25 protein-coding genes are annotated in these 24052 nt (G+C 68.3%); 18 read left to right on the top strand and 7 right to left on the bottom strand.

The genetic code is table 11. From position 1 onward, the window contains the following. Positions 1-22 precede the first annotated feature (22 nt). A complete protein-coding gene (locus ACFYZA_RS23435; RefSeq protein ID WP_351687958.1) occupies positions 23-502 on the bottom strand; it encodes a hypothetical protein in 480 nt (159 codons plus the stop codon). A gap of 185 nt (positions 503-687) precedes the next feature. On the opposite strand from ACFYZA_RS23435, the gene ACFYZA_RS23430 reads away from it, so the two are divergent. Genes ACFYZA_RS23430 through ACFYZA_RS23410 form a run of 5 tightly spaced genes read left to right on the top strand, consistent with a single transcriptional unit; the run spans position 688 to position 5076 of the window. Beyond that, a complete protein-coding gene (locus tag ACFYZA_RS23430; RefSeq protein WP_388492535.1) occupies positions 688-1275 on the top strand; it encodes a hypothetical protein in 588 nt (195 codons plus the stop codon). Beyond that, positions 1272-2540 carry a DNA cytosine methyltransferase gene (locus tag ACFYZA_RS23425; protein ID WP_388492534.1) on the top strand — a complete coding sequence of 423 codons (1269 nt, stop codon included), beginning with the start codon at positions 1272-1274 and terminating at the stop codon, positions 2538-2540. Before ACFYZA_RS23430 ends, ACFYZA_RS23425 begins: the two co-directional genes overlap by 4 nt. Beyond that, complete coding sequence (locus tag ACFYZA_RS23420; protein WP_388492532.1) at positions 2540-3652, top strand: DnaB-like helicase N-terminal domain-containing protein; 1113 nt, start codon at positions 2540-2542, stop codon at positions 3650-3652. The genes ACFYZA_RS23425 and ACFYZA_RS23420 overlap by 1 nt, the downstream gene beginning before the upstream one ends. A gap of 60 nt (positions 3653-3712) precedes the next feature. Beyond that, a complete protein-coding gene (locus ACFYZA_RS23415) occupies positions 3713-4762 on the top strand; it encodes a DUF317 domain-containing protein (protein ID WP_388492531.1) in 1050 nt (349 codons plus the stop codon). Next, entirely contained in the window at positions 4747-5076 is a 330-nt protein-coding gene (locus ACFYZA_RS23410) for a DUF317 domain-containing protein (RefSeq protein ID WP_388492530.1), read from the top strand. Before ACFYZA_RS23415 ends, ACFYZA_RS23410 begins: the two co-directional genes overlap by 16 nt. Before the next feature lie 187 nt (positions 5077-5263). Here ACFYZA_RS23410 and ACFYZA_RS23405 read toward each other — a convergent pair whose 3' ends face one another. Next, complete coding sequence (locus ACFYZA_RS23405) at positions 5264-6160, bottom strand: DUF5655 domain-containing protein (protein ID WP_388492528.1); 897 nt, start codon at positions 6158-6160, stop codon at positions 5264-5266. 72 nt (positions 6161-6232) lie between these two features. Between ACFYZA_RS23405 and ACFYZA_RS23400 the strand changes: the two genes are divergently transcribed. Beyond that, entirely contained in the window at positions 6233-6553 is a 321-nt protein-coding gene (locus ACFYZA_RS23400; protein WP_388492527.1) for an STAS domain-containing protein, read from the top strand. Here the strand turns inward: ACFYZA_RS23400 and ACFYZA_RS23395 are convergent. Next, positions 6543-7085 (bottom strand): GNAT family N-acetyltransferase, encoded by a 543-nt coding sequence (locus tag ACFYZA_RS23395; protein WP_388492526.1) that lies wholly within the window; start codon positions 7083-7085, stop codon positions 6543-6545. The genes ACFYZA_RS23400 and ACFYZA_RS23395 overlap by 11 nt on opposite strands. Continuing rightward, entirely contained in the window at positions 7082-8359 is a 1278-nt protein-coding gene (locus tag ACFYZA_RS23390; RefSeq protein ID WP_388492524.1) for an XRE family transcriptional regulator, read from the bottom strand. The genes ACFYZA_RS23395 and ACFYZA_RS23390 overlap by 4 nt, the downstream gene beginning before the upstream one ends. A 694-nt stretch (positions 8360-9053) precedes the next feature. On the opposite strand from ACFYZA_RS23390, the gene ACFYZA_RS23385 reads away from it, so the two are divergent. The 7 genes from ACFYZA_RS23385 to ACFYZA_RS23355 all read left to right on the top strand — a co-directional run bounded on the left by ACFYZA_RS23385 (position 9054) and on the right by ACFYZA_RS23355 (position 14748). Beyond that, positions 9054-9203 (top strand): hypothetical protein, encoded by a 150-nt coding sequence (locus ACFYZA_RS23385; RefSeq protein WP_388492523.1) that lies wholly within the window; start codon positions 9054-9056, stop codon positions 9201-9203. A 383-nt stretch (positions 9204-9586) separates the two neighbouring features. Then, positions 9587-10471 carry a glycosyltransferase family 8 protein gene (locus tag ACFYZA_RS23380; RefSeq protein ID WP_388492522.1) on the top strand — a complete coding sequence of 295 codons (885 nt, stop codon included), beginning with the start codon at positions 9587-9589 and terminating at the stop codon, positions 10469-10471. 35 nt (positions 10472-10506) lie between these two features. Next, positions 10507-11409, top strand: coding sequence for a phosphotransferase family protein (locus ACFYZA_RS23375; protein ID WP_388492521.1), 903 nt, complete (start codon positions 10507-10509; stop codon positions 11407-11409). Continuing rightward, the gene (locus ACFYZA_RS23370; protein ID WP_388492520.1) at positions 11406-12140 is read left to right on the top strand and encodes a glycosyltransferase; all 735 of its coding nucleotides are present in this window, start codon (positions 11406-11408) and stop codon (positions 12138-12140) included. The genes ACFYZA_RS23375 and ACFYZA_RS23370 overlap by 4 nt, the downstream gene beginning before the upstream one ends. A gap of 24 nt (positions 12141-12164) precedes the next feature. Further along, on the top strand, positions 12165-13049 hold the full coding sequence (locus ACFYZA_RS23365; protein WP_388492519.1) for a PIG-L deacetylase family protein: 885 nt from the start codon (positions 12165-12167) through the stop codon (positions 13047-13049). Next, positions 13046-13678: a hypothetical protein gene (locus tag ACFYZA_RS23360; protein ID WP_388492518.1), complete on the top strand. Its 633-nt coding sequence runs from the start codon at positions 13046-13048 to the stop codon at positions 13676-13678. Before ACFYZA_RS23365 ends, ACFYZA_RS23360 begins: the two co-directional genes overlap by 4 nt. Continuing rightward, a complete protein-coding gene (locus tag ACFYZA_RS23355; protein ID WP_388492516.1) occupies positions 13675-14748 on the top strand; it encodes a glycosyltransferase in 1074 nt (357 codons plus the stop codon). The genes ACFYZA_RS23360 and ACFYZA_RS23355 overlap by 4 nt, the downstream gene beginning before the upstream one ends. A gap of 11 nt (positions 14749-14759) precedes the next feature. Here ACFYZA_RS23355 and ACFYZA_RS23350 read toward each other — a convergent pair whose 3' ends face one another. The 3 genes from ACFYZA_RS23350 to ACFYZA_RS23340 all read right to left on the bottom strand — a co-directional run bounded on the left by ACFYZA_RS23350 (position 14760) and on the right by ACFYZA_RS23340 (position 18799). Next, entirely contained in the window at positions 14760-15788 is a 1029-nt protein-coding gene (locus ACFYZA_RS23350; protein WP_388492515.1) for a phosphotransferase, read from the bottom strand. Positions 15789-16083: 295 nt separating this feature from the next. Further along, on the bottom strand, positions 16084-17151 hold the full coding sequence (locus tag ACFYZA_RS23345; RefSeq protein WP_388492513.1) for a DUF4344 domain-containing metallopeptidase: 1068 nt from the start codon (positions 17149-17151) through the stop codon (positions 16084-16086). A gap of 535 nt (positions 17152-17686) precedes the next feature. Continuing rightward, a complete protein-coding gene (locus ACFYZA_RS23340; protein WP_388492706.1) occupies positions 17687-18799 on the bottom strand; it encodes a tyrosine-type recombinase/integrase in 1113 nt (370 codons plus the stop codon). A gap of 763 nt (positions 18800-19562) precedes the next feature. Between ACFYZA_RS23340 and ACFYZA_RS23335 the strand changes: the two genes are divergently transcribed. The 5 genes from ACFYZA_RS23335 (at position 19563) to ACFYZA_RS23315 (ending at position 24014) form a co-directional block, all read left to right on the top strand. Beyond that, positions 19563-20135: an EF-hand domain-containing protein gene (locus ACFYZA_RS23335; RefSeq protein ID WP_388492512.1), complete on the top strand. Its 573-nt coding sequence runs from the start codon at positions 19563-19565 to the stop codon at positions 20133-20135. Between the two features lie 119 nt (positions 20136-20254). Next, positions 20255-21034, top strand: a complete 780-nt coding sequence (locus tag ACFYZA_RS23330) for an HAD family hydrolase (RefSeq protein ID WP_388492510.1) — start codon at positions 20255-20257, stop codon at positions 21032-21034. Continuing rightward, positions 21018-21626 (top strand): hypothetical protein, encoded by a 609-nt coding sequence (locus ACFYZA_RS23325; RefSeq protein WP_382586237.1) that lies wholly within the window; start codon positions 21018-21020, stop codon positions 21624-21626. The genes ACFYZA_RS23330 and ACFYZA_RS23325 overlap by 17 nt, the downstream gene beginning before the upstream one ends. 20 nt (positions 21627-21646) lie before the next feature. After that, positions 21647-22741 carry an NAD(P)-dependent alcohol dehydrogenase gene (locus ACFYZA_RS23320; protein WP_388492705.1) on the top strand — a complete coding sequence of 365 codons (1095 nt, stop codon included), beginning with the start codon at positions 21647-21649 and terminating at the stop codon, positions 22739-22741. A gap of 79 nt (positions 22742-22820) precedes the next feature. Continuing rightward, entirely contained in the window at positions 22821-24014 is a 1194-nt protein-coding gene (locus ACFYZA_RS23315; RefSeq protein ID WP_388492509.1) for a cytochrome P450, read from the top strand. The last annotated feature ends 38 nt before the right edge of the window (positions 24015-24052 follow it).

The following is a 24052-nucleotide window of genomic DNA, read 5'->3' as shown; positions in this document are numbered from 1 at the left end:
GGGCGCTCACGGCGCACGAGATTCACGTCGTCGCGCTGGCCCACTCCTCGGTATTCCGATGCAGGCCCAGACCCACGGCCGTGAACTCATCCTCCCGCTCACGCACGCGGACACCAAGTTCGCGCAGAGCGCGGCAGACGGGCGTGCCCGCATCTGGGGGCAGTTCGCCTTCGGCAAGGTGAAGCGGGCCCAGCACGAGCCGCCCATTGCGCCAGACCGCCACGTTCTCCTCGCCTGCACCTCCGAAGTACTCGGATTCCACATACGCGACGGAGCCTTCCATCGACCACGCGGCCAGCACACGGTCGAAGCCAGGCGGAAGGCTCCAGAAGTCGCCACGGCGCGGCTGATCAGCGTCGGCCACTGCCTCGGAGAAGGCATCAGACAGAGGCAGCAACGCCAGACCTTGCTGCAGATCAGCGACGCACGCCGACGGAAGACCACCGGTCACCGCAGCCAACAGGCCGCTCCCCGCGATCACTGCCTTGAGGTCATAGCTCAACCCACTCACCCTCCCCAACACTCGTCATCGCACTGATCTTGGCACCTCGCGCCCCCAAGCGGCGCCGCCCTCAGGCGCCGACATCGAGCCGCCCGCATCCCCTACTCCACGGAGCCCCATTGCCCAACCACATACCCCTGGTCACCCGAACGAATGAAGTGCAGAGAAGTACCGGCGAATATAAGGTGAAGCCGATCAAGCAGAGGGTTCGTGAACTGCTCGGCTACCCCTACCCTGCACGCATCCCGAAGAACATTTTCGTCGAGCAGTGGGTGGGAATCTCCAAGGATGAATTCCATCGCGCGAAGGACGCCGACGTCAAGTATATGCGTAATCGGCATCCTCTACTGGACCTGTCATGGAACAGGTCCGACTGCATACGATATCTGACCTCGCTCGGGCTTGCCGATACGCCGAAATCCAGTTGCCTGGGCTGCCCCTTTCACGGAAACGCGCAGTGGCGGCATATACGCGACGCCTCCCCGTCGGAGTGGGCAGACGTCGTCGAATTCGACGCGGCCATCCGGCGGGGAAACGCCCGCGCCAATGCGTCGGGCAGCCGCCTGCTCGGCGAGGCGTTCCTGCACCGCTCCCGCGTACCGCTGAGCCGGGCGCCGATCGACCACGTCACCGCAGCCGAGCGAGCCGCCCAGCAGATCACCGCGGACGAGGCCAACGTCCTGGAGAACGGTGTCGAAGACGGCTGCTCGCCCTGGGCGTGCCGCGGTGACACCGATGCGCTGGCACAGGACGACTTCGGGCTGGCCACGTGATACTCGACCTCTTCGCGGGTCCGGGCGGCTGGAGCAGGGCACTGCACGTCCTCGGTGCCCGCGACGTCGGGCTGGAGTGGGACCCGTGGGCATGCAAGACCCGCCGTGCGGCTGGGCAGTTGACCATCCGGGCGGACGTTGCGATGTATCCGACCTGGCCGTTCGTCGGCCGCACCCGCGGTGTAATCGCCTCTCCGCCCTGTCAGGCATGGAGCATGGCCGGCAAGCGTCTGGGGCTGCTCGACCGGCCACTGGTGCACGCCGCGGTCGACGACCTGGCCGCCGGGCGCGACACCCGCGAGCGTCTCCTCGCCGCCTGCCGGGACGAGCGCTCCCTGCTCGCCGCCGAGCCGATGCGCTACCTCTACGCACTGAACACGGTCGGCGACCCCGACTGGGTCGCCATGGAGGAAGTCCCGGACGTCCTGCCGCTGTGGAAGCAGTACGCGGCCATCATGCGCGGGTGGGGATTCTCCGTCTGGTACGGCATCCTCAACGCCGCCGACTTCGGTGTTCCGCAGACCAGACGGCGGGCCATCCTCCTGGCCTCTCGCAGCCGGACGGCACAGCCGCCCACCCCCACGCACGCTCAACTCGCCGAGCCCGAATCACTGTTCGGGCCGGGCCGAACTCGCTGGGTCAGCATGGCCGAAGCACTGGGGTGGGGCGCGACCGACCGCCCGGTCCCCACCGTCTGCGCAGGCGGCGGCCCCGGCGGCGGGCCGGAGCCGTTCCCGTCGGGCTCCCGCAAGGCGTTGTCCGACGCCCGGGAGCGCGGCACCTGGACGCCCCGGCCGGACGGGATCGTCCTCGCCCCTCGTCGCGAAGGCACGAGGCGGTTGGCCGGACACGGCGGCCGTGAAGGCCATGCAGGCGCTCCTGTACCGAAGTTCACCGCCGACGCCCACCGCTGGTCCTGGTCCCTGCGCAACAACAGCCAAGCCAACGCCACCGTCCGTCCGCTGTCGGAGCCGGCCGGCACGCTGTTCTTCGGTCACCGTGCGAACGAGTGCACGTGGGTCGCCGAACCCGCCACACCTCCGGCCGAGAACGCCGACGCGCTGGCCGTTCCTCAGCCGATCCGGATCACGGCCGAAGAGGCCGGGGTATTGCAGACGTTCCCCACCAACTACCCCTGGGCCGGAAACAAAGGCCAGCAGTTCTCTCAGATCGGCAATGCTGTGCCGCCGCTCCTTGCGGGCCATCTCCTGGCCCCGCATCTCGGCGTCACCCTCGACCCCGACGACTTCACCCTCGCCGCCTGATGCCCCACACCCCCGAACCCGACGACGGCCTCGACACCCCCGCACCGCCCCCGCCCGTTTTCCACGTCGAGCAAGCCCTCCTCGGCGCCCTACTCCTCGACCCGCACCGTGCGGACGACGTGAGCGGCATCACCGCCGACTCCTTCTCCACCGCCGCACACGCCGCCCTATACGGCGCGATCATCACGCTGCCGCGGCCCGATCCCGCCGCGCACGCGAGGAGCACCCAGTGGCTCGACCGCGTACTCGCCACGGCGCGGGAGCAGGCGCGAGGGCTGACCGCTGCCTACGTGCATGCCCTTGTCCAGGTCTGTCCCTGGCCCAGCCACGCCCGCGCCTATGCCCGGATGGTCGAGGCCGAGCACGCCCGGCGTCGCCTTCAGACGGCAGCCGGACGCCTCGTCCGCACCGCCCACGATCTCTCCCTCCCGCACCCCGTACCAACGGCCCTCACCGAGGCCGACGCGCTCGCCACGGTTGTGGACAACATCGCTCACCGCTTCCCGCCCCGCGCAGGCGTGCTGCCCCGCACCACGACACCGCCGTCCCTCGCTCGCGAGCATGCAGAGGCCGGCGAGGAGGAGCAGCTCCTCCTCGCCGCCGCCACGGCCCACCCCGCCGACATCGACTCTGTCGGGTGGCTGCTCGCCGACGACTTCACCGTGCCGCTGCACGCCGGATTGTGGCAGTGCCTGACGGCCTTGGCCCGCCGCCAGGAGCCGGTCGACCCCGTCACGGTCCTGTGGGAGGCCCAGCAGCGCGGCCTGCTGGACAACGGCAACGAACCGGGCGAGGTCCTGCGCATGCTGGCCGAACCCGCCGGATCCGTCGAGCACTGGAGCGAACACGTCCTGGAACGCGCTCTCCTGGCCGCCGCCGAACACACCGGCCAGCGCATCGAGGCGTACGCCGGCGACCCGGCGAACACCCCGTTCCAACTCGTCATCGCAGCCCGCCGCGCCCTCGTCGACATCGCAGCCGTCCGCACGCGCTGGCAGCACGCCACCGGAGCCACCCCTCCGCAACGCCGACGTCCCGCGCCCACTACCCGCGCCGGCCCCCCGACGACCAGGGCCGCGCACGCCGCCCGGGTCACAGGCGCAACTCGATAGCCGCGACTACGCCGTTGGCCAGACCCAAAGGTCCGGCCAACGGCAGAACAGAGACCCCACGTGACTCCCGCCATCGACGCACACGTCCGACTCGACACCCACCCCACTCACCCGAGCGCCGTGCAGGCCGTCCTGACCGGCACCCAGGCCCGCGTCGCCCTCCTGGCGCTGGAAGCCGCCGACTGGAGCGTCGCCGCCACCAACGTCCTGGTTCTGGCCCGCATTGATCACGAGGAGCCCTATTGGGCCAATGACGCAGCCAGGCATCTGCGTTCCGAAGGCATCAGCGTCGAGATCACCCCGCGACTCCAGGAGGCCATCGACGAGGAGTGGACCTGGGCGGGCTACCCGATGCCGTGGTGCACCCGCAGCGAGATCCGCGAAATATCCAATCAGGCACAGAAGATCCACGACGACATCCGCCACGGTCAGCTGCTCATCCACGCCCACGCCCCGGACGGCCACACCACCGTCGCGGTCGGCACCTATCTGCACCGGGGCGGCAAGTCCGTCTACCTGCACGGCGAGGACCACCTGCGTCAGATTGCCGACACCTTCGACTCGCCCGCAGAGGCGCTGACGGCCTTCGAGAAGGTCCACGCGGCCAAGATGCGCCCCGGATCGGCTCCCCTGACCGACACCGAGCGCGCCGCCATCGCAGCACGCTCCGTCATCGACGCCACCACAGCCATCTCCGAACCATCCCGCCCTGAGCCGGAGACCGTCCCCGCCTACCTGGCCGACGCCGGCGACCACGACGCGCTCCTGGATAGCCTCCTCAACACGTACTGCGAGTTCGAGAAGTGGCGCACTTGGTCGGATGACACGACCCACGTCATCCACGAATCGCAGACTCTGCGCATCGAACACATCCACGACACTCAAGCCCGCGACACAGCCTGGACCGTGGCCGCCTACGAGACGCCCGTCTCCGACCGCATGTGGCACCTCACCGCCACCAGCGACACCCCCGCCCCGGTACTTCAGGCGCTCCTGGTCCATCTCGGCGACGGCGAAGACTGGGACGAGGTTATCGCCACGCCGGTGGACGAGGAGACGATCACCGACGCCATTCGGCCGCTCACCGAGGCCGGATGGACCACACCTTGACCGGGTACGGAATCCGCTGGACATCCCCCAACGGCGAAGCAGGCGTGCAGTTCGACCCACTGTCAGCGCAGCATGCCCACAACTCGACTGTCTGGAGCATCTGGGCCGGCTCCGCCCCGAACCAGCCCACCTGGGCCATCACCGCGTCCCCGCACGCCCCGAGTTCGCTGCTGGCGACTCTCACAGAAACTCTGGCCCAGGAGACCGACACACGTGCGGCCAAGCCGGGTCGCAAGCACGGAGCCGACCTCACTGCGAATGCCCCGGCGGCTCCGACGGCCGGCGCCAGCCTTCCCACCCCTCGTTCACGATGATCATCGGCCCGTAAGAGCGGGGCAACATAGCGTGGGACCACCAGTTGGCCAAACCGGCGATCACTGGGTTAACGCGGCGAAGGCAGTGTCCACCCTCTCAGGTGTCTCGCTCTCGCAGGGCTGCTGACGCCTTACGCCTGTCTGGCGGCTTGGCCGCCTGTCTCGGTTGCCAGGCGGCGGCAGCCATTCACGCCGCCGCGTAGCTCGCTCGAAACATATCCTGCGCCCGCTCCACGTCCCTCGGCGTACGAAGCTGAACCTCCAGGTCGCCCGTCCCGTGGTGACCGAGACCAGACACGTCCCGAGTAAAGCCCGGAACGAGGTCGACGCCCTTCGGGTTGACCTTGAGGTAGACCAGCAACTTGGTCCGCTGCGGCGGGCACAGGCAGGCGAAGTTCCGCAGCCGCTGATACGCCCGGTACTGCTTGCGCTCCACGCGGTTCACGCCGTCTCCAAGCCCGAGGAGAACCTCGTCGACCGCGCCCGTCAGCTCCGCCATCGCCGAGCCCTGGACGCCCGCCACCGCCTGGGCAACCGAATGGCGCCGTGCCCGGTGCGACGCCTGCATGGCGCTGCTGACGGATGCCACAGTCTCAAGGCCGAGCAACTCGCTGCCGAAGAGCCGGTAGCGGACCAGATCAATCGAGCGTCGATGCTCGCGCACGGCGTGCACGTCATAACGGGTGAAGTCGCCTGCGATGCAGATCAGGCGCGGGCCGCTCCACAGGACCTGCGACACGGCCGTCACCCCGAGCCGGTCGCGGACCAGGTGCTCGAACTCGGCGCGGTGATCCATCAACCAGGCCAGGTAGAACAGGCCCTGGTTGATCACGCCGGCATCCGTGCCGCGTTTGTACTCGACGATGACCGGCGATCCGTTCTCGTCCAGACCGAGCGAGTCGATCCGGCCCCCGTGCAGCGGTCCGGTACCGTACTCGCTCGCCAGGAACCGGACTCCCAGCAGCGTCTCCATATTCGCCTCTACGAGACCCTGCACATCTGACTCGACCTCAGCAAGACGCGGCATCACCTCCGCCATGCCGCTATTCGTCGTGTCCGTGCGGAACAGCCTCAGTCCCGACACCTCCCCCTTCTCTACGCAGAGATCACCAACGCCGATGAGCGCGCGATTGTTTCCACGAGAGGCGCCGGAGGCGTGGAGGCATGTAAGACGGACGGCATCCGCGTCGTCGCTCTGGCCGGAGAGATCGACCACCAGACGGGCAGCATCCTGAGCGCGGCACTCGATCCGGCAAGCGCGCCCACCGCGCGCATTGCCATTGATCTGCGCCAGGTCTCCTTCATGGACTCCAGCGGGATCAACATTCTCGTCACGGCTCACAACGCCCTCACCGAAGCAGGCGGATGGCTGCGTCTGGCAGCCCCCACCGAAGCCGTGATGCGCGCCCTCCACATCGTCGGCATCGACTCCGTCATCGGCACCAGCGACACCCTCGAGCAGGCCCTCAGCCACTGACACGGCGGATCATCGCGGCCAAAGGCGGGGAACCGGGCGAGGGCCGCTGCGCGCTGACTGTCTCGTATCCCCACCTCTCGTAGAGGCGGTGCACCTTGCCATTGCCGGCGGTCGGGTTCACAAGCAGGCTGACCCGCTGTTCGGGTCGATGGGCGAGGAGTTCGTCGTGGATGCGCCGGGCGGTTCCGGTTCCGCGCCATGGTGTGCGCACCATGATTTCCTTCAGCGCGATGGCCGGGGCAGCGGTCAGCTGGTCGGGCAGGGGCGGGTCCATGCGGTTCCACCAGCGGTTTCCGGGCTCGACGGTGTTGCAGTATGCGTATCCGACCGCCTCTGTGCCCTCGTAGCCGATGACCACCTCGAAGCCGGCCTCGGTGGCATGGCGGTCAAGGCGCTCGGCATAGGCGTCGACCGCGTAGTGGGGCAGATGGAGGAGCGGGGCCCGGACGTCGGCGTACACGTCGAGGAGGTCCTTGCGCACGCAGACGATGTCGGTGTGGTGGCGCAATTCGACGCCGGGCGCGGTGGTCATATGGGAAGGGCCTTCCGGTAGTCGTGGAGGTAACTGGCCCAGGTTCGGGCCGCGTTGCTGTCCGGGGCGGTGGAGTTCAGCTTCGTGGTGAAAGTGTCCAGCATCGCGATCACGCGCGGGTGGTGGCCGTTGTTGCTGGGGACCGACATGGCGGTGGAGACGGCGTGATCCAGGTCGCCCTGGCCGAGCTGGGCTCGGGCCACGCGGACGGTCATGATGGCGCGGCTTCGCTCCATGTGGGGCTGCAGGTAGGCGAGGCTGCGGTGGCCCTCGGCTTCGGCGCGCTCGTACTGGCCGAGGGCGAGATGGGCTACGGAACTGAGGCTGTCGATCTCGCTCGGGCCGAAGAACGCCGTTATCCATACGGGGCGCGGAGTGTAGGCGTCAGCACGGTCCAGAGCTTCACTGGCATATCCGATACAACGGTCGGTCATGCTGGCGCTGCCCGCCAGACCCAGGATCGCGGCGTGCCGGGCATGCCCCAAGGACGCGAACATGGGGTCCCGGCGGGTAATCGCGAGGTTGCGGGCCACGTCGTTGGCGGCCAGGGCGTCGGCAGGTCGGCCCATATGTCGGTAGAGGCTTCCCGCGTGCGACCAGATACGGAACTGGATGCCCTGCTCTCCACTCATCGCGGCCAGACCGGAAGCCCTGTTGAGATGGTTCTGTGCGGCCCCGAAGCGTTTGCCGTCGATGGCCGCCCACATCGCCGAGGACATGAACGACGCCGCACACGCGTAGAGAGAGCTCCGGACGCGCTGGCTCGCGCTGTGATCCTGCTGGAGGCGTAAGGCTTCCTCCGACAGCGCGATCGCCCTTTGCTCCACCCGGAGTTGCCCGCCACGGTGGTGGTCGCGCACGACGAGGTCGGCGAAGCGGGCGTTCAAGCGCTCGACGTCGCCGCGGCCGAGCCGACCCGCGGCAACCGTGTTGGTGGGGGTAAGGGCCAGGGCAGTGCCGGTGGCGGCGGTCATGAATGCGCGGCGGAGCACGGGGTCATCCTCCGGGTGTACAGGTGGGATGGGCTCGCCCCGGGGCACGAACCCCAGGGAGCGGACGGGGCGGCCTGAGACGGCCTCCAATGCCAGCCGCTGACGTAGCTGCGGCCACCGGGTCTCGCCGGACAGCCAACGGAACACATTGCGCTCCGATGTCTCGCCGATCTTCCCAGTGATCTCGCCTACGGCCTTGTTGACCTGGTCGGCTACCGCGTCGGGGCTGATGTCATGCGCGTCCATCCAGGCAGCGAGTGCCTTGTTTCTCGCCCGTTTCATGCCCTCACCGTAAGGCGGGACGGCACAAGCGAAAGGTAAACGGCCTACCAAGTCGTCAGTAGCGAGGCAGGCAGGCTACACGTTGTTCGTCATGGTCCCAGCGCGCGACGGGCGGTTGTCTGTCCGTACGACATACCGCGCCCCCTCGTCCCACGGAGGTATCGGCCATGCCTGCCGAGACATTCAGCACCGCCTCCGGCTCGTTCTGCATCGGTGATCTCGTTTGCGGGACAACGGACGTGGCGCCAGACCCACGAGACGTGGGAAAGCGGAGCCACCCAGGGACGCAATGGTGCAGCTCGGTTTCGGCTGAGCTGACGTGGCCCAGGGCTTCGGCTGGCTCGCGGCAGGCCTGTGATGAGACCGCAATTTTGCTCCACCAACGTGAGGTCACAGCTGCCACGTACGACGACGCGGCGGCCCCCACCTTCTGCGCTACAGGTGCGCCAGCGCAGCAGCACCGACGAACTCGGTGCAGTCGAAGCGGCCACCCTTCCCCTCGCCCCGCATTCGGAGAGGCCCGATGAAAATCAGTGACACCGGAAGAGCTGTCCACGGGCAGGTGACGCACAGCACCGAGGACGGCGATGTGCCCCCTGCTCCCTCCAGCCCGATCGCCTTCTGGCCTTCCGTGCATCAGGTAGTACCGCTCCGCCGTGACACGACGTACGACTTGAATACGGACAGGGCTCGCATGCCGGTGGAGATCCAGTTCGTCGATGGGTCCACGGTCCGTACGGAGATGGTCCTCAACCCGTCTCAGCTGCACGCCGCAGGCATCCAGATCGAGCGGGCCATTCTCGCCCGTGAGGCCGCGCGTTTCCGTCCGTCAGGCCCGTCGTGAGGGGCCGCCATCGGCTGGAAGTCGACAGTGATGTGGTCGCGGCCGTCGCATGGTGGGCAGCGATTGCGGCCGGATTCGGCTTGCTCGGAGCGAGCGTCAGTCACGAGATCACGGACCGACCGTCCAGCCCAGGGGCCGCCGTTTCCGTACCGGAGAAGGTCCCAACCAGTGACAGGCCCAATGGATCCCTCCGGCCCCGGACCTCATGATCCACCAGACAGACCAGGCTTCCGGACAGCGCCACCGGGTTCGTCCACTGGCCCTTGCCGGGGCCGTGCGACGCACCTCGTTCCTCACGTACACGGTGTGGCTTCTCGGTCGCTTCGAGCCAGAGCCACCAGCCCGCCCTCTCTCCCCGCTCAACTTCCCGAGGAGCCCGTGGAATGTACGCGATTGGTATGTGCGTGGATGAGCGTTACCTTCTGCCATCGCTGGTCACGCTCACATCGCTGGCCGACGGCCTTGACACCGCGGCCCGGCGCGATGTGGCGCTGCGGGTCCTGACGTTGGATCTCAGCCGTCAGCACGCCGAGACCATGGCGGCCGTGGCCAAGCGGTGCGGGTTCGGCTCGTTCGGCCTCGACTACCGCCGCCCTGACCCGGTCAGTGTGATGGACGACGCCTCGTACATCACGGTCACTACTTATCTGCGGTTCCAGTTCACGTCGTCGTTCGTTGGCCGCTCGCATCTGATCTACGTGGACGCCGACGTGTTGGTTACGGGAGATCTGTCGGTCCCGCTGCACGGGTTGCCGGCGGACCGAGTGGGAGCGGTACGCGATGAGTTCAACTGGTCCGTCGGCCAGTGCCCGGCGCTGCCCGGTGTCACTGAGAGGTGGCCACAGCTGTACGGCCGGCCCTACGTAAACGCAGGGATGTTGTGGCTGCCCGTCGCCCTCTTACCGAGGCTGCGCGCGGGGGTCGAGAAGGCCCTGGTCCAGGGGCGTCGCCACATTCTCCACAACGACCAGGACGCCCTGAACTTGTGGCTGTTGGAGACCGGGGCAGCCCATCCCGTACCCGGGGAGTTCAACCGGTTCGAGCTCGGCAGGTTCCTGGAACGTGGCGACTGGGTCCGGCGCGTCATCCACCGTCCGCTGCGATCGGACGCCACCGCCTTGCACTTCGTGGGTGAGCACAAGCCGTGGCAGGCATCGTGCCCGAACACCGACGATGTCCGTAGGTATCGGGCACATGCCGTCCGGGCGTTGCGGTTCGTGGGCCGTCTCGGGGACCAGTCCATCGGTGTCCCGGGCGGTATGTGGTGAGCGTTCGTTTTCCCGCCGTGGAGCGGGCCTGTCGGATGCTGATGGGAAGCAGCCCTCTGCTGATGGCCCGCACCCGGACGGGTCCTGCCTCGTCGGTGTATCGAGTGACGCTTGCTGATGGCCGCCGGGTGGTGGTCAAGCTGTTCGCCGAATCCTGTGCCCACACAGCGGAGGGTGAGGCGCGCATGCTGCGGGCGGTGGCGGTCTCTGGCCGGACTGCCGTGCCCGAGGTTCTGGCGGCCGGCCGTGTTCCGGGATTTGCGGGGACGGCGCTGATCAGTCAGGACGTCGGAGACGTCACCCTGGGCGGCCTCGTCCGTGCCGGCTCGATAACTCCCGAACGGGCGTTGAGACGATTGGGCACTCTTCTGGCCGCCTTCCATGCCATTCCCGCTCCGACCGGTGCACGGATGGCTCCCGGGGTCATCGAACAGGCCGGCGCCGTAGTCAGTCGTTGTCCGGACGGGCTGGCGTCACGGATCGCACCGGCCCTGGAGGCCATCGCCGAACGCTGTGGGGACCGCGGCGGATTCGTCTGGTGTCACGGAGACTTGCACTGGGACAACGTGATCCCTGCAGCGGAGGGACGGGAGTACCTGACCGGCAGACGTCTGCCCGGGCTCCTCTCGGAGCGGCTGGTGGACTTCGAAGGTTCCACTCTGTGTGCTCCGGAGTACGACGTGGCCCAGACCTTGGTCACCTGTGACGCCTTCACGCCGACCGCCCGTACCAGGCTTACCGCCGCCTACTGGCGGCCGCTCGATGCTCGCCTCCTCGATGCCTTCACCGTCTTCCAAGCCGTACGGGGCTGGACTTTCGCAGCCCAGGTGGAGCAGCGCGACCGGGAGAAATGGGCCGCTCGGCTCCATCACGCACTGACCGACTTCCCCCACCAGGTACGTCCGTCTACTCCCGGCCCCGAAGGAGCGCGCCCATGAGCTCGCCGGAACTGTCGGTGATCATCCCCGCATTCAACGAGGCCGACTACTTGCCTCACTACCTGCCGACCGTGAAAGCCGCACTGCTGCACTGGGAGACGGCCACCGGTCAAAGCGGAGAGATCATCGTGGTGGACAACGCGAGCACCGATATGACCCCGCAGATCGCGACCCAGTTGGGGGCGCGCGTCGTCAGCGAGCCGATCCGCAGCATCGGGCAGGCCCGCAATACCGGAGCCCGGGCCGCCCACGGCCGCGTCCTGTTCTTCACCGACGCCGACGTGGCGGTGCCCCTGGAAGCCTTGGCCGTATCCATGCGCCTCATGCCGGAGGGGGCCTGCGTGGGCGGGGCGATACCGCCGCTCTACACACCAGCCCGCTTCGGAGCCCGGCTGCTGTGCGCGTTCTGGGATGCCTACCGCACCCGCAAGGGCGGAGCCCAAGGCGTGGCCCAGTTCTGCACCGCAGCCGTCTTCGCTGAACTGGGCGGCTACCGGGCCGACTTGCTCATGAGCGAGGACGTCGAGTTCTTTGCCCGCCTGACCGACCACGGTCACCGTACCGGTCAACCCGTGCGGATCGTCGACGAGTTGCGCGTGCGCCCCTCGACCCGCCGCTACGACCAGTGGTCCAGCTGGCGCATGTGGTGGTGGCAAAACCCCGTCACCGCCCGTCTCGCCCTGTCCTCGCCCCGGTTCTGGCGCCACTGGTACCAGTCCACAGTCCGCTGACCCCACCCTCATAAGGAGTCTGACGTGCCGAACCTGCCGGTACCCGACGGCCAAGGGATCTACTCCTTCGCCCACGACTTGGAGACCGCTCACCGCCACTGGATGGCAGCCTTGGCCTCCCCCGCAATCATGACGCCGGTCATGCAGGTCAAGGCTCCGGCCACCGGCGAGCGCTACCGTATCGAGGAGCGCCGCCCAGAGGGGCGCCCGGTCGTGGTGATCGAGCCGCACCATGACGACTTCGTCCTGTCAGCGTCCGGCCGGTTCCTGGCGCACCCGCGCCCGCTGACCGTGATCACGGTGTTCACCCGCTCCCGCAGCGTCCACCCGTCTCTGGAGGCCGCCTACCCGACCGTCAAGGCAGTCTCATCGATCCGGGAAGAGGAAGCCGCTGCCGCGCTGAGGCCGTTCGGCGCCCGTCGCATCCTGCTGGGGCACCGGGACGCCAGCCCTCCCTACCGGGCCTTCGACGATCAACGCGCACAGACGATCACCGCTGAACTCCGGACGATCCTGGCCGACCACCCGGGGGCGGAACTGCTTGGCCCGGCAGGTGTCACCCGCCACTCCGATCACCTCCTCGTCCACGAGGCAGCCCGCGCGCTGGGCTGCCGCTGGTACTGGGAAGACGTGGCGTTCTGGCCCACCTATGCGCTCGCCGGGTGCGACCGCGCCTTGTTCGAGCAGCGCACTGCGAAGACGCTGTGCCCCGAACTCACCGACATCACCGACGTCGTCCTGGACAAGCTCACGCTGCTGCGTCTCCACGGATCGCAGATGCACCCGCCCCGCAAGATGTACCGGCCCCTACGGCATGCCTGGACCGTCGCCGCCGATCTCATCGACCGGAACTCCGTCGACGCGGCCCGGTACGCAGAGCGGTTCTACCGGCTGGAGGACGTCGTATGACCACCGTCATCGCGTTCGAGGGACCCTCCTACGGCGGCAAGACCACCGCAATCGACCACCTCCGCAGCACGCTGGACCCGAACTGCGTGCTGTTCTGCGACTGCTACGTTCGCAGCATCCCCCACCGCCAGGACATACCCCGTCCCTCCACTCAGTCCGCCGACGAGCAGCTACGCGCGTTCGAGACATTCATGCGGATCGAAGAGGCCAGAGCCACTCTTCTCGCACGCCGGCCCAAGACGCGACTGGCGGTCCTGGACCGATCCGTGGACACCCTCCTGGCTCACGCCCACGCCCTGGACGCCATGTATGGATACGGGGTTCTGGACCGGGCCCGTTGGCGTCTTGGTGCGCTCCCGCACCTGCGCCCGGACCACACGCTGTACCTGGACACCTCCCCCGAAGTCCTCAGCCTGCGGCGTAAAGAGGCAGGGCACACCGCGGTCGAGCCGGAGTACTTCCTTCACGATGCGCAATTCCTCCACCACACCCGCGCCTACTTCTGCGCCCCCTCCCGCGCAGCCGCGTCGACCGTGGCTGCCGAGGTCACAGTCGTGCCCGGTGACGGCCCCAGGCACGACATCGCACAGGCCACGGAAGCGCTCGTCCGGTTCTGGGCGCCCTCATGACCGGGCCCACCGTCCTCTTCGGCTGGCGGCGCACTCCACCACCGCTCCTGGTCGGCGGCGCCGAGGTGTCGCAGCAACTCCTGGCCGAAGAGTTCGCCGCCGCCGGATGGACCACCGTCTACATCGGTTCGTTCGAGCCACCGTGGAACGCTCCATCGCAGCTCGACTCCCTCCGTTCTCACCTCGCCCGCGCTCACGTTCCGTTCGAGGAAACCGCTGGAGAGATGCGGTACCGCTGGAACGGCGTGGACTGCATGGCCGTGTCACAGCATCGGCTTGAACGAGCCTTCAGCCGCGCCATCCAAGCCCTCTCCCCACAACTCGTGATCACGTCGCAGGAGCGTGCTGCCGACCTCGCGGCCCTCGCCCGCCGAAGCGGCCACCAGGTCGCGGGCTGGCTTCACTCTGTCTCCCCCACCAGCCAGAACGTCCTACATGGCCGCCCGCACGTCGCTTTGGCCACATCCCGCTTCGTCGCAGACCGAATCCGCCCCGCAGCCGAAACCAAGACTGTGGTGTACTACCCGCCCTTCCGGCCTCCCTCAGCGAGCGCCGACAAACCCCTGGACCTCCGCCCTGGTCTCTCCCGCTCGCCAGCGGGCGGGCTCCTGATGGTCAACCCCGTCCCCGCGAAGGGCTCCGCACTTTTGCACGACCTGGTCCAGCTGCTACCCGCCGAACGGTTCACCCTGGTCGAAGGATGGTGGGACACCGCCAGCGACTTCGCTCGGTACCCCAACGTCACGTACGTGCCACGGACTTACGATATGGAACCCCTGTATGGGGCGCACCGGCTCCTGTTGGTGCCCTCGGTCGTCGAGGACGCGTTTCCCCGCGTCATCGTGGAGGCAGCCCTGCACGGATGTCCGGCCCTCGGCTCACGCCGGGGAGGCATCCCAGAAGCGATCGCAGGGGGCGGCCTGCTGCTGGCGCACGACGATGTCGGGGCCTGGGCCAAGGCCATCGAAGGCCGCGAGGGAGAAACCCTGGGCGGCAGAGCCCGGGAGCGGGCACTGCCGCTCGTGCGAGCGTGCTTGCCCGAACTCGCAGCGTTCGGGCTGCTGGGATGAGCGGGCGCGGCCTAAGGGGCGGCCTGGAATGCCGCCTGGACGTCGTCTCGGTGGCCGGTCCACCACACGAGCAGTTCCTCGTCGGCGAGGAATAGATCGTCGCAACCGGCATCGCCGCGGTCGTAGTGGAACTCCAACTGCCAGAAGTCCGTCATACGCTTCCACCACAGCCGCTCCACACCGTCCGCCAACTCCTCGGCGGTCAGAGGGAGGAGCGAGCGGTAGCCGGCTACGAACGCGGCGACGCGCTCCAGGTCGAACCGGCCGTCCACGCCGAACTGCACCTGTGCCGTGCGCGCGACCTCCTCGGCGTAAGGGCGTACCGCAAGCCGGTCCCAGTCCAAGATCGCCACCACGTGGGCGTCGTTCCACAACAGATTGCGGTATTGGAAGTCGCCGTGTGTCCATCCGTACGGGCCAACCGGCACGCTGCTCACCGGTCGTGCATCTGCGTGCTTGTCCAAGAGGATCTTGCGCTCCTGCAGAGCGTGGGCTGCCGCCTGGTCGAACGAGTCGGCCGAATCCTGCGGGATCAGCGTCAGCAGGCGATCGGCGGCTGCGGCGGCCTGGTCGGAGGCGGTGACCTTCGCCGTCGGCGACTGCTCCGGCAACGGCCCGGGCCCATGCCCCTTGAGACTGTCGTGGAGCCGAGCCAGCAGCACACCCAGCTCGTGAGCCTGCCCGGCAGCCAAGGCGATACCCGGCATGTGGACACCTTCCACCCACGGAAGTACGCAGTAGTGGTGGTCTGCGACCTCCACCACATGTTTTCCATCCAAAGTGGAGAGCGGCGCCGGGACAGGCAGTCCGTCGGCCGCCAGGTGAGACAGGACGCCCAGGTTCCGTCGCACCTTCGCCACGGGCATATCCGTGATCCGCTTGACCGCATAGCTGGCTCGCTCGGTGTCGATGCGCCAGTTGAGATTCATCAACCCCTCGGCCAGGAACCAGTGTTCGCGCACCTCGGGAAGGTCGAATGCCGCGGCAAGGTCCGGGAGAGCGCCGAGGAGAACGCGGTCGTGAAGTGTCTCGTCCGTCACCCGGCGCACCCTACGCCAGACCGCGCGGCCGTCTGCCGCATTCCACCATTCAGCCGCCGGCACCCCACGCCGCTATCCGCGGGATGCAGAGCACCAGCGGGCCTGGAACAACGCGGTATGCCTGCCCGGCCCACGCCATGAAGCTCAGGGCAAGGGCTACCTCCGACGTAATCAGCACCCACTGGACGACCACGCCAACAGCGACTTGCCGCGTTCGGCCACAGTGCCGCCCGGGGCTGCTCTGCGGACAGCAATAGCTGGGTGACTTCGTAGCTGTCGCAGGTGATTATCGCCCCTACTCCGGCTCCTCTCGCAGGAGGGGCTGCAGGCGGGTCATCCAGGCTGTGCGAGCCTCGGCCCATGCCTGTGGGCATGCGGTGGCGCGTGCGGAGGGCAACCGGCCCATGATTGTGAGGTCTTTGTTGTGGTCGGGGGCAAAGCCATAGAGGTAGCAGAGGTGATTTGCTGCGCGTACCGGGTTGGGGGAGTGCTCGTCTTTGCTGTCGGTTTGGTCTTCCGTGGCGGTGGTGAGTTCGTATGCTTCGGCGGCGGTGCGGAGCTGGCGTTCGCCGGTGGGATCGGTGCGCAGGAGCATGAGGGCGGCGAACTGGTCGGCGGCGTCTTCTTCCTGGCGGTTGGTGAGGGGCAGGTCCAGGAGGTCGATGAGGGCGTGTCCGGCTTCGTGGTAGAGGGTTTCGGTGGCGATGGCGGCGGTTTCGTCGTCGGCCGGGTGCCGTCCGGCGCTCTGGAAGAGGGCGCGGTCTTCGGTGGTGTCGTCGTAGCAGAGTTCGATGGTGTGGGTCTGCGGGTCGTAGGCGGACCCTTCTCCGTTGCAGGAGCGGCTGGCCACGATTATCAGCTGGTTGAGGGTGAGCAGGGTGTTGAGGGCATCTGTGGCGGTGGCGGCAATTTGTCGGTCGCGAAGGAATGACGCGGATGGCCGGTCGGCGGCGGTGGGTTCCTCATAGCGGATGGTGAAGCCGCTCCCGCTGGGACGGGCGGCCTCGGGGGCACGTCTGTCGCCGCCGTTCGTCGTGCAGGAAAGCAGGAGCGTCGCGCTCAGCCCTGCTCCGAGGATGTGCCGTATGCCTCGTGGTGCCATGACCGCATTCTCGGGCACGGCCTTGAAGTCCTCTACCAGCTTCCCCTTACGTGGAGTTGGCTGTGGTGGGCTGACTTGCGCATGGGGTGAAGACGTTTGTGCACCCTTCGACTTCGTGAGGAACTCCTGGAGCTGACCCACCAGAGCATCACCGAATACCGGCTCCCCAGCGCCGGCGAAGTCATGCCCCCTGCTGCAGGTCGCACCCTCCAAGACCGACAGCGAACGACTCCTGCTGGTCAGCCCGGAACTGGCGGACATCCTTTCCACCATCATCCGCCGCCTGCGAGGAAGCAGCCGCGCGATCCCGCTGGTCGCCTCCTACGACGTCCACGAGCGGGTCTGGAACCCGCCGATGCCGCTGCTGTTCCAACGCGATATCGGCACCGAACACCGCGCTTTCACTCCGACCGCGCTCCGCAAGCTTCTGATCAACGCGCTGGCCACCACGGGCCTGACCGATGCCGGCGGCGAACCGCTCGTCATTCCCCGCACGACTTCCGCAGGATCTGTGCTGGCAGCACGAGGGCGGGTGCGAGGGCGAGGACAGGTCGCCCTTCCAGGTGATACGAGCCCGAAATCTGGCCCGGGTCACCGCCGAGGGGCTTCCGCACGATCTACGATGCGATTGCGGCTTGACCACCGCTCCCCGGAGGCGATTCGGCCCTTGTACCGGCACTCCGAAGGCCAGCAGACGTGCTCTCGCGCGAGCGGAATCCCGCCATCGCCCCGCTTGGACCACCCCCACACCGACGGCCCCTCCGTCGGTTGTCCGGCGAGGCCGAGGAGCGACGAATCAAGCCGCTTCCCAGAGGCCGGCATCCAGAATACGGGCGGCCTTGGTGATGCTTCCCGGCATCAGGTGCCGATACGTTCGGTAAGTCTCCTCGATGGACTTGTGGCCCATCCACTCCGCCACGTCGGTGATGGGTATGCCGTTCCCAAGCGCATTCGAGGCGAAATAGTGCCGGAAGCTGTACATACCGACGCCATTCTCCGCGGGGAGGTCTGTGAAGAGCTTCTGCACACGACGGCGTTCCATCGGCTCCGTGTAGTGGCCGCTTGGGCCGCGTAGCAGGTAGCCGTCCTTGGTGGTGCCGTGCTGCTCCTCGTAGCGTTCCAACGCCTCCTTCACCGAGCGCGGGAGCGGAACCTCCCTGAACTCGCCCGCCTTGCGGTGCTTCAGCTTCGCCGGCTTGTGCGTGTTGGAGTGGATCTGCTCGTGCACCCGGTAGACGTCGTCCGCCACAACGTTGTTGACGTTCACCGCCCGGGCCTCACCGTTGCGCAGGCCGCAGCCGACCATCATGACGATCTCAAGCGCGAGGTGCTCGTCGGCGACAGTCAGCGCCTTCTTCACATAGGCGAGGGACGGGATAACCACCTTCTCGCGAACGTACTCCGGCTCTTGGACGCCCTTCACCGGGTCGTCTGCCATGGCACCTTTGCCGTAAGCGTCTCGCAAGATGGCCTTAAGGGTGCGGAATATGTTCACCTGATTCCCGCGACCGACCTTGTCGGCCTCCAGTACGTCCAAGAAGCGCTCGACGACGATCGGCGTGACCGAGTTCAGCTTTCGCGATCCGAGGCGGGGAACGATGTGCACATTGATCGAACTGTCGACGTGCTCGCCGGTGGAGTACTCCGTCATCTTGCGCTGCCGAGGTCGCCACTGCTTGGCGTATTCCTCGACCGTCTGCTGGCCCAGCTCGCGGCGGGCCTCGGCGACGGACGGCGCCGTGCTCTTCTTCTCTTTGTAGACCTCCGTGAGACGCTCGATCGCGTCGTCCTGCGTGTCGTACCCAGACTCTTCGCGCTGCTTGCCGAGCGCGTCCCTGAAGCGAATCGTGTACGGGTGCGGGCAGCGGGTGGGCTTGGCGCAGTCACATTCCTTGAAGAAGGAGCCCATGCCGCGGGCGAGCTGTCGAGCCACGTGTCGAACCTTCCGAGCGGGAGCGAGGAACCATGCACAGGCGCTGCGCGGAGGGCGGAAGGTCAGCAAGCGGAGACAGGGCTGCGACGCAAGCTGACCTTTTACTGACCTGAGGGCCCTCTACCATACCCCTGACCTGCACAGACGTCTAAATGCTAGATCTTGGACTTGAACATGGTGCGCAGCACTGTGGACTCCCGTATGACGGCTCCCCGCTAGCTTTCTGCAGGTCAGGGGCGTCGGTCACTGTACCTCGGCGTGCCTTGGAATCGAAGACTCCGTAGCACATCGATCGCCTTGGCGAACGGGACCCTCACCCTTGCCGCCGCCGGGGGCGCACGGGACGGGAACGGGACACCGGCCCGGCGTCCGCCGGCCTGTCACCGGGATCGTCCAGCGATGCGGCATCAACACACAGGTTCGGCAGCCGGCTTGCCGCTATCCAGCCAGGCCGCACCACGCGGAGCGTCTCTCCGGACCGGCCCGTGCACCGGCGGCCTGCGGCGGTCGCGGTCATCGGGTGGAGGAGCTGGACGGGGAGCAGTCGGGATTCGGCCAGGAATGGGCTTATCCGTTAGGTATTCCCTGGATCGTACGCTTTCCATTCGTTCGAGCTAACAGCCCTCCGCGAGTGCGTGGGCGGGCGGCGTCCATCCCTACGCTGACGTGGTCCGCCCTTGATCCAGACGGCCGCCCGGCAGGCGGCCGTCCCCCTGACGCACCCGAAAGGCGCCCACCCATGACCTCAGCAGTCCAGAACGACCTCCAGGACCACAAGTTCGACATGTGTTTCGGGCACGCCGACCAGAACAAGGACGGCGTGGTCGACTCCGCCGACATCCTCACCTTCGCGGCCCGCGTGATCGCCGCGGTCAACGAGCCGTTCGACAGCCCCAAGTCCACGGAAATGCTGCGCGTGTGCCAGAACTGGTGGGAGGGGATGGCCTCGGCGCTCGACACCAACCAGGACGGGAAGATCGACCCCCAGGAGTACCGCGTCGGGATGCGCCGGCTCGTCGGTTCCAAGTCCGCCTTCGAGGCCGCGAGCCGGCCCGTGGCCACCGCCATCTGGAAGCTCTGCGATCGCGACAACGACGGCGAGGTGACGGCCGAGGAGTTCAGTGCCGTCCAACTCGCCTTCGGCACCACGCCGGAGAACGCCCGCATCGGCTTCGAGAAGCTCGACCTCAACGGCGACGGTTCGCTCTCTGTCGATGAACTCACCATCGCCTTCCGCGACTTCTACACCAGCACCGACCCCAGCACCAACGGCAACTGGCTCTTCGGCGCGGACTTCCAGACCGCTCGGTGACCCGCTGACCGAGCACCGACGGGCATCCGGTTCCTGCCGCGTGCCCGTCGCCCTCTCCTCGCCCGCCCCGCGCGGCGGGCATCCACCTCAGACCCATGCGGCGGGACCGGGAACACCGAATGAAGCTTGCGGCATTGGACGTCGACGGCACGCTCTACGACGGGACGCTCGGCTTCGCCCTGCTCGACGAACTGCGGGCCGGCGGACTCGTCAGCTCCTCGGCCGTGCGGCACGTACGCGACACCATGCGGGAGCACCGGCGCTCCGGCGGCCGGTTCCGCGACACCACCGGCCCGGCGAGTGACGCCTACGCCCGTGCCGTCGAAGGCGTGTTGCCGCGGGACGCCGTGCTCGCCTCCTGTCGGGTCTGGCCTCGTGTCCGTCACCGTCTGCTGGCCTGCGCCGTGCCCTTGGTCGAGAGTCTGCGCGGTGCGGGCTTCACACCCGTCCTGCTCTCCGGCAGCCCCCAGGAGATGATCGACCGGGTCGCCACGGACCTGGGCATTGGCCACCGGTTCGGCATGCGGCTCGCCACCGGCCCGGGCGGTCGCTGGACGCGCCGCTTCACCAGTCTGCCGGCCGTGCCCGAGGCCAAGGCCCGGTTGCTGTGCGCACTGGCCGAAGGCCTCGGCGCCGATCTGGCGTGTGCGGTGGCCGTCGGCAACAGCGCGTCGGACCGTGCCATGCTCGCGGCCGTCGGTCACCCCGTCGCCTTCGAGCCGGACGAAGCGCTGCTGGCCGTGGCCCGGGACAGCGGCTGGAGCATCACCGACCGGCACACGCTCGTCCCGCTCCTGAGCACGCCGGCGTTCCAGTCACCCCCCGCCTCCCGGCGGGCTCCCGCGGCCTCGCCCCTTCGCACCCACTCGGAGAGAAACCTTCATGCGCACACCTCATGACCTGGGCCCCCGGCTGGCCGAACGGAAGGTCGACGTGTGCTTCGCGCACGCCGACCGCGACCAGGACGCCCTGATCGACCTCGCCGACGTGTCCGTGCTGTTCACACGGATCCTCGTCTACGTCGGAGAACCACTCGGCAGCCCGAAGGCGCGCGCGGTGCACGCCGCGTCACAAGGGTTCTGCGACCACGTGGCCTCCCTGACCGGCTGGGCCCCCGACCGCAGGATCACCCCGGCGGAATGGCGCGAGGCCATGGCGAAGGCGCTCGCCAACGGACGCGCCGACTACGACGCCCACTTCCGGCCGGTCGGCGAATCCGTCTGGGCGGCGGTGGACCGTGACGACGACGGTGTCGTACGGCGACCGGAGTTCATCGCGTTCCAGCGCGGCATGGGAACCTCCGACCCCAACGTCGAACTGGCTGCCCACCGCATGGGGCTGCACAGCGACAGTTCCGCCCTGCTGCTCGCCGATGTGCTCGACGCGCACCGGGAGTTCTACACCAGCACGGACGCGGAGTCCGCCGGGAACTGGCTGTACGGAGACGTGTGGTCGGAACAGTTCTGGGACGGCACCCGGAGCAGGGTGTGACGACCACCCCCACGAACAGCGTGAAGGCCAGGGCCGCCGTGCTGCGTTCCCGCGGCCTCCCCTTCCGTGTCGAGGACCTGTGGCTGAACGGCCCCGGGCCCGGCGAGGCACTGGTCGAGATCTCGGGTACGGGCTTCTGCCACACCGACCTGCTCCCGCGTACCGACCGTCTCGACATCGCGCTGCCGCTGGTCGCGGGGCACGAGGGGGCGGGCACGGTGGTGGCGACGGGCCCGGCGACCCAGGGCGTGACCGTAGGCGACCACGTGGTCATGTCCTTCGACTCCTGCGGGACGTGCCGGGCCTGTATCGCGGCCCGGCCGGCCGGCTGCGCGACGTTCTTCTCCCGCAACCTCACCGGCCGACGGCCCGACAACGGGCCCACCGCACGCGACGCGGCCGGGGAGGAAGTCTCGACACGCTGGTTCGGCCAGTCCTCCTTCGCCAGCCATGCCGTGGTCCCCGCGCACCTCCTCGTACCGGTGCCCGATTCCCTGCCTCTGGAACTGCTCGGCCCGCTCGGCTGCGGCTTCCAGACCGGGGCGGGCGCCATCATCAACTCCCTTGCAGTGCGGCCCGGTTCGAGCGTCGTCGTGGCGGGTGCGGGAGCTGTGGGGCTGGCCGCCGTGATGGCCGCGCGTGCTGTCGGAGCGACCACCGTCGTCGCGATCGACGTGCTGCCCGGGCGGCTGCGAACTGCCCAGGACCTCGGCGCGACCCACACCCTCGGTGGCCGCTCGGCGGATCTCACCGACCAGATCCTGGAGCTCACCGACGGCGGCGCCGACCACGCCGTCGACACGACGGGGCATCCCGCGGTCATCACCAACCTCCTTCGTTCCCTGCACAGTTGTGGAACCTGCGGCCTGGTGGGCGTCCAACAGGGGGATCTGACCATTGATCCCCTGCTCCTCGCCTCCGGGCGCACGGTCAAAGGCATCATCGAAGGGGACGCCGTACCACGGCTGTTCCTGCCACGGCTGATCGCGCTGTGGCAGCAGGGGCTGTTCCCCTTCGACCGCTTGATCCGGACCTACCCGCTCCATGAGATCGACCGCGCGGAACGCGACGCGGCGAACGGCGAGGTGGTCAAACCCGTACTGATCCCCGGCTGAGCAGCGGCGGCCGGTCCGACCGGATCCGCCCCCGGCCGCAACACACCTGTCCAGGCGCAGCAATTCCACGGAGGCTCCCATGCTCACGGCCCGCGTCGCCCTCGATCCCCACCTGGACCTCCGGGAACAGGCACGGCGGCTGAGGGCCCACGGCAGCGTTGTCCCGGCCTCGTGGCCGGGCGGCGTGGAATGCTGGGCCGTCGTCGGATACGCGGAACTGGAAGCGGTCCTGACGCAGCCCCTCTTCGCCCGCTCCCCCAGTCACTGGCGGGCCCTGCGGGACGGCGAGATCCCCGCGGACTGGCCCATGACCGACCACCTCAGCAGACAGTGGATGCTCACCTCCGACGGCGCCGAGCACTCCCGGCTCCGCAGGGCCGCGTCAGGCGCCTTCGCACCACGCCGGGTCGCGATGCTCCTGCCTTCCGTGGCCGCCGTGGTGAACCGTCGGCTCGACGGCATCGATCCTGCGGCCCACCCGGTGGACCTGCGCGAGGAGTTCGCGCTGCCCCTCGCCCTGGACACCTTGTGCGCCCTTCTCGCGATCCCCGTCGACGAGCGCCCCGCGGCCACCGCACTGGTCTTCCGCGCGCTGTCCCGCGCGGCGCTCACTCCGCAGGAGTCACAACAGCTCAGCGCGGAGATCCACACCTACCTCGACCGCTTGCTCGGCAGGCCGGTTGAACCGGGTGAAGAAGGCGGCCTGGTGGCCGACTTGAGGAGATCCGCCGACTCCGGTGACGGGCTGAGTCATCAGGAGGCCCGTGACACCCTGTGGCTGTTCCTCGCCGCCGGCTTCGACACGACGGTGGCCGCCCTCGTCAACGCGGTGCGTGCCCTGCTGGAACATCGCGGCGCACTGGACCGCGTCCGCTCCGGCGAGGTGTCCTGGGACCACGTCGTGGAGGAGGCGCTGCGCTATGACGCGAGCGTCTTCTCCCTTCCCTTCGCCTTCCCGCGCGAGGACGTCACACTCGGCGGGCGGCACATTCCCGCCGGTGACGCGCTGCTGCTGTGCTACTCGGCGGCCAACCGCGACCCCGCCCGCGAACGCGGCGACTCCTTCCAGCTCCCGGGCGAAGGCGGCCCGCACCTCGCGTTCGGGCGCGGCCCGCACTTCTGCCTGGGCGCGCCCCTCGCCCGCCTCCAGCTCCGCACCGCTCTTTGCGCCCTCTTCGCCCGCTTCCCCACGCTCCGCCTGGCGAGCCCGCCGGGACCGCCGACTCCGTCGCTGATGATCAACACGGTCACGTCGCTCCTGGTGTCGGCCTGACCTCGGCGTCGGGACGACGCCCGCCCCGGCGGCCGACG

This window comes from Streptomyces sp. NPDC001828, from assembly GCF_042892175.1.
In the GTDB taxonomy this organism is placed as follows: Bacteria; Actinomycetota; Actinomycetes; order Streptomycetales; family Streptomycetaceae; genus Streptomyces.
Note: the sequence above shows the minus strand (reverse complement) of the source record. Positions and strands in the feature narration are given on the sequence as shown.

What these genes read in the sequence shown, in the direction of transcription:
- ACFYZA_RS23420 (WP_388492532.1), top strand. Translation starts at nt 2,540, where the DNA reads ATGCCCCACACCCCCGAACCCGACGACGGCCTCGACACCCCCGCACCG.
- ACFYZA_RS23410 (WP_388492530.1), top strand. Translation starts at nt 4,747, where the DNA reads ATGGACCACACCTTGACCGGGTACGGAATCCGCTGGACATCCCCCAAC.
- ACFYZA_RS23395 (WP_388492526.1), bottom strand. Translation starts at nt 7,085, where the DNA reads ATGACCACCGCGCCCGGCGTCGAATTGCGCCACCACACCGACATCGTC.
- ACFYZA_RS23390 (WP_388492524.1), bottom strand. Translation starts at nt 8,359, where the DNA reads ATGAAACGGGCGAGAAACAAGGCACTCGCTGCCTGGATGGACGCGCAT.
- ACFYZA_RS23385 (WP_388492523.1), top strand. Translation starts at nt 9,054, where the DNA reads ATGCCGGTGGAGATCCAGTTCGTCGATGGGTCCACGGTCCGTACGGAG.
- ACFYZA_RS23380 (WP_388492522.1), top strand. Translation starts at nt 9,587, where the DNA reads ATGTACGCGATTGGTATGTGCGTGGATGAGCGTTACCTTCTGCCATCG.
- ACFYZA_RS23375 (WP_388492521.1), top strand. Translation starts at nt 10,507, where the DNA reads ATGCTGATGGGAAGCAGCCCTCTGCTGATGGCCCGCACCCGGACGGGT.
- ACFYZA_RS23370 (WP_388492520.1), top strand. Translation starts at nt 11,406, where the DNA reads ATGAGCTCGCCGGAACTGTCGGTGATCATCCCCGCATTCAACGAGGCC.
- ACFYZA_RS23360 (WP_388492518.1), top strand. Translation starts at nt 13,046, where the DNA reads ATGACCACCGTCATCGCGTTCGAGGGACCCTCCTACGGCGGCAAGACC.
- ACFYZA_RS23355 (WP_388492516.1), top strand. Translation starts at nt 13,675, where the DNA reads ATGACCGGGCCCACCGTCCTCTTCGGCTGGCGGCGCACTCCACCACCG.
- ACFYZA_RS23345 (WP_388492513.1), bottom strand. Translation starts at nt 17,151, where the DNA reads ATGTCCGCCAGTTCCGGGCTGACCAGCAGGAGTCGTTCGCTGTCGGTC.
- ACFYZA_RS23340 (WP_388492706.1), bottom strand. Translation starts at nt 18,799, where the DNA reads ATGGGCTCCTTCTTCAAGGAATGTGACTGCGCCAAGCCCACCCGCTGC.
- ACFYZA_RS23335 (WP_388492512.1), top strand. Translation starts at nt 19,563, where the DNA reads ATGACCTCAGCAGTCCAGAACGACCTCCAGGACCACAAGTTCGACATG.
- ACFYZA_RS23330 (WP_388492510.1), top strand. Translation starts at nt 20,255, where the DNA reads ATGAAGCTTGCGGCATTGGACGTCGACGGCACGCTCTACGACGGGACG.
- ACFYZA_RS23325 (WP_382586237.1), top strand. Translation starts at nt 21,018, where the DNA reads ATGCGCACACCTCATGACCTGGGCCCCCGGCTGGCCGAACGGAAGGTC.
- ACFYZA_RS23315 (WP_388492509.1), top strand. Translation starts at nt 22,821, where the DNA reads ATGCTCACGGCCCGCGTCGCCCTCGATCCCCACCTGGACCTCCGGGAA.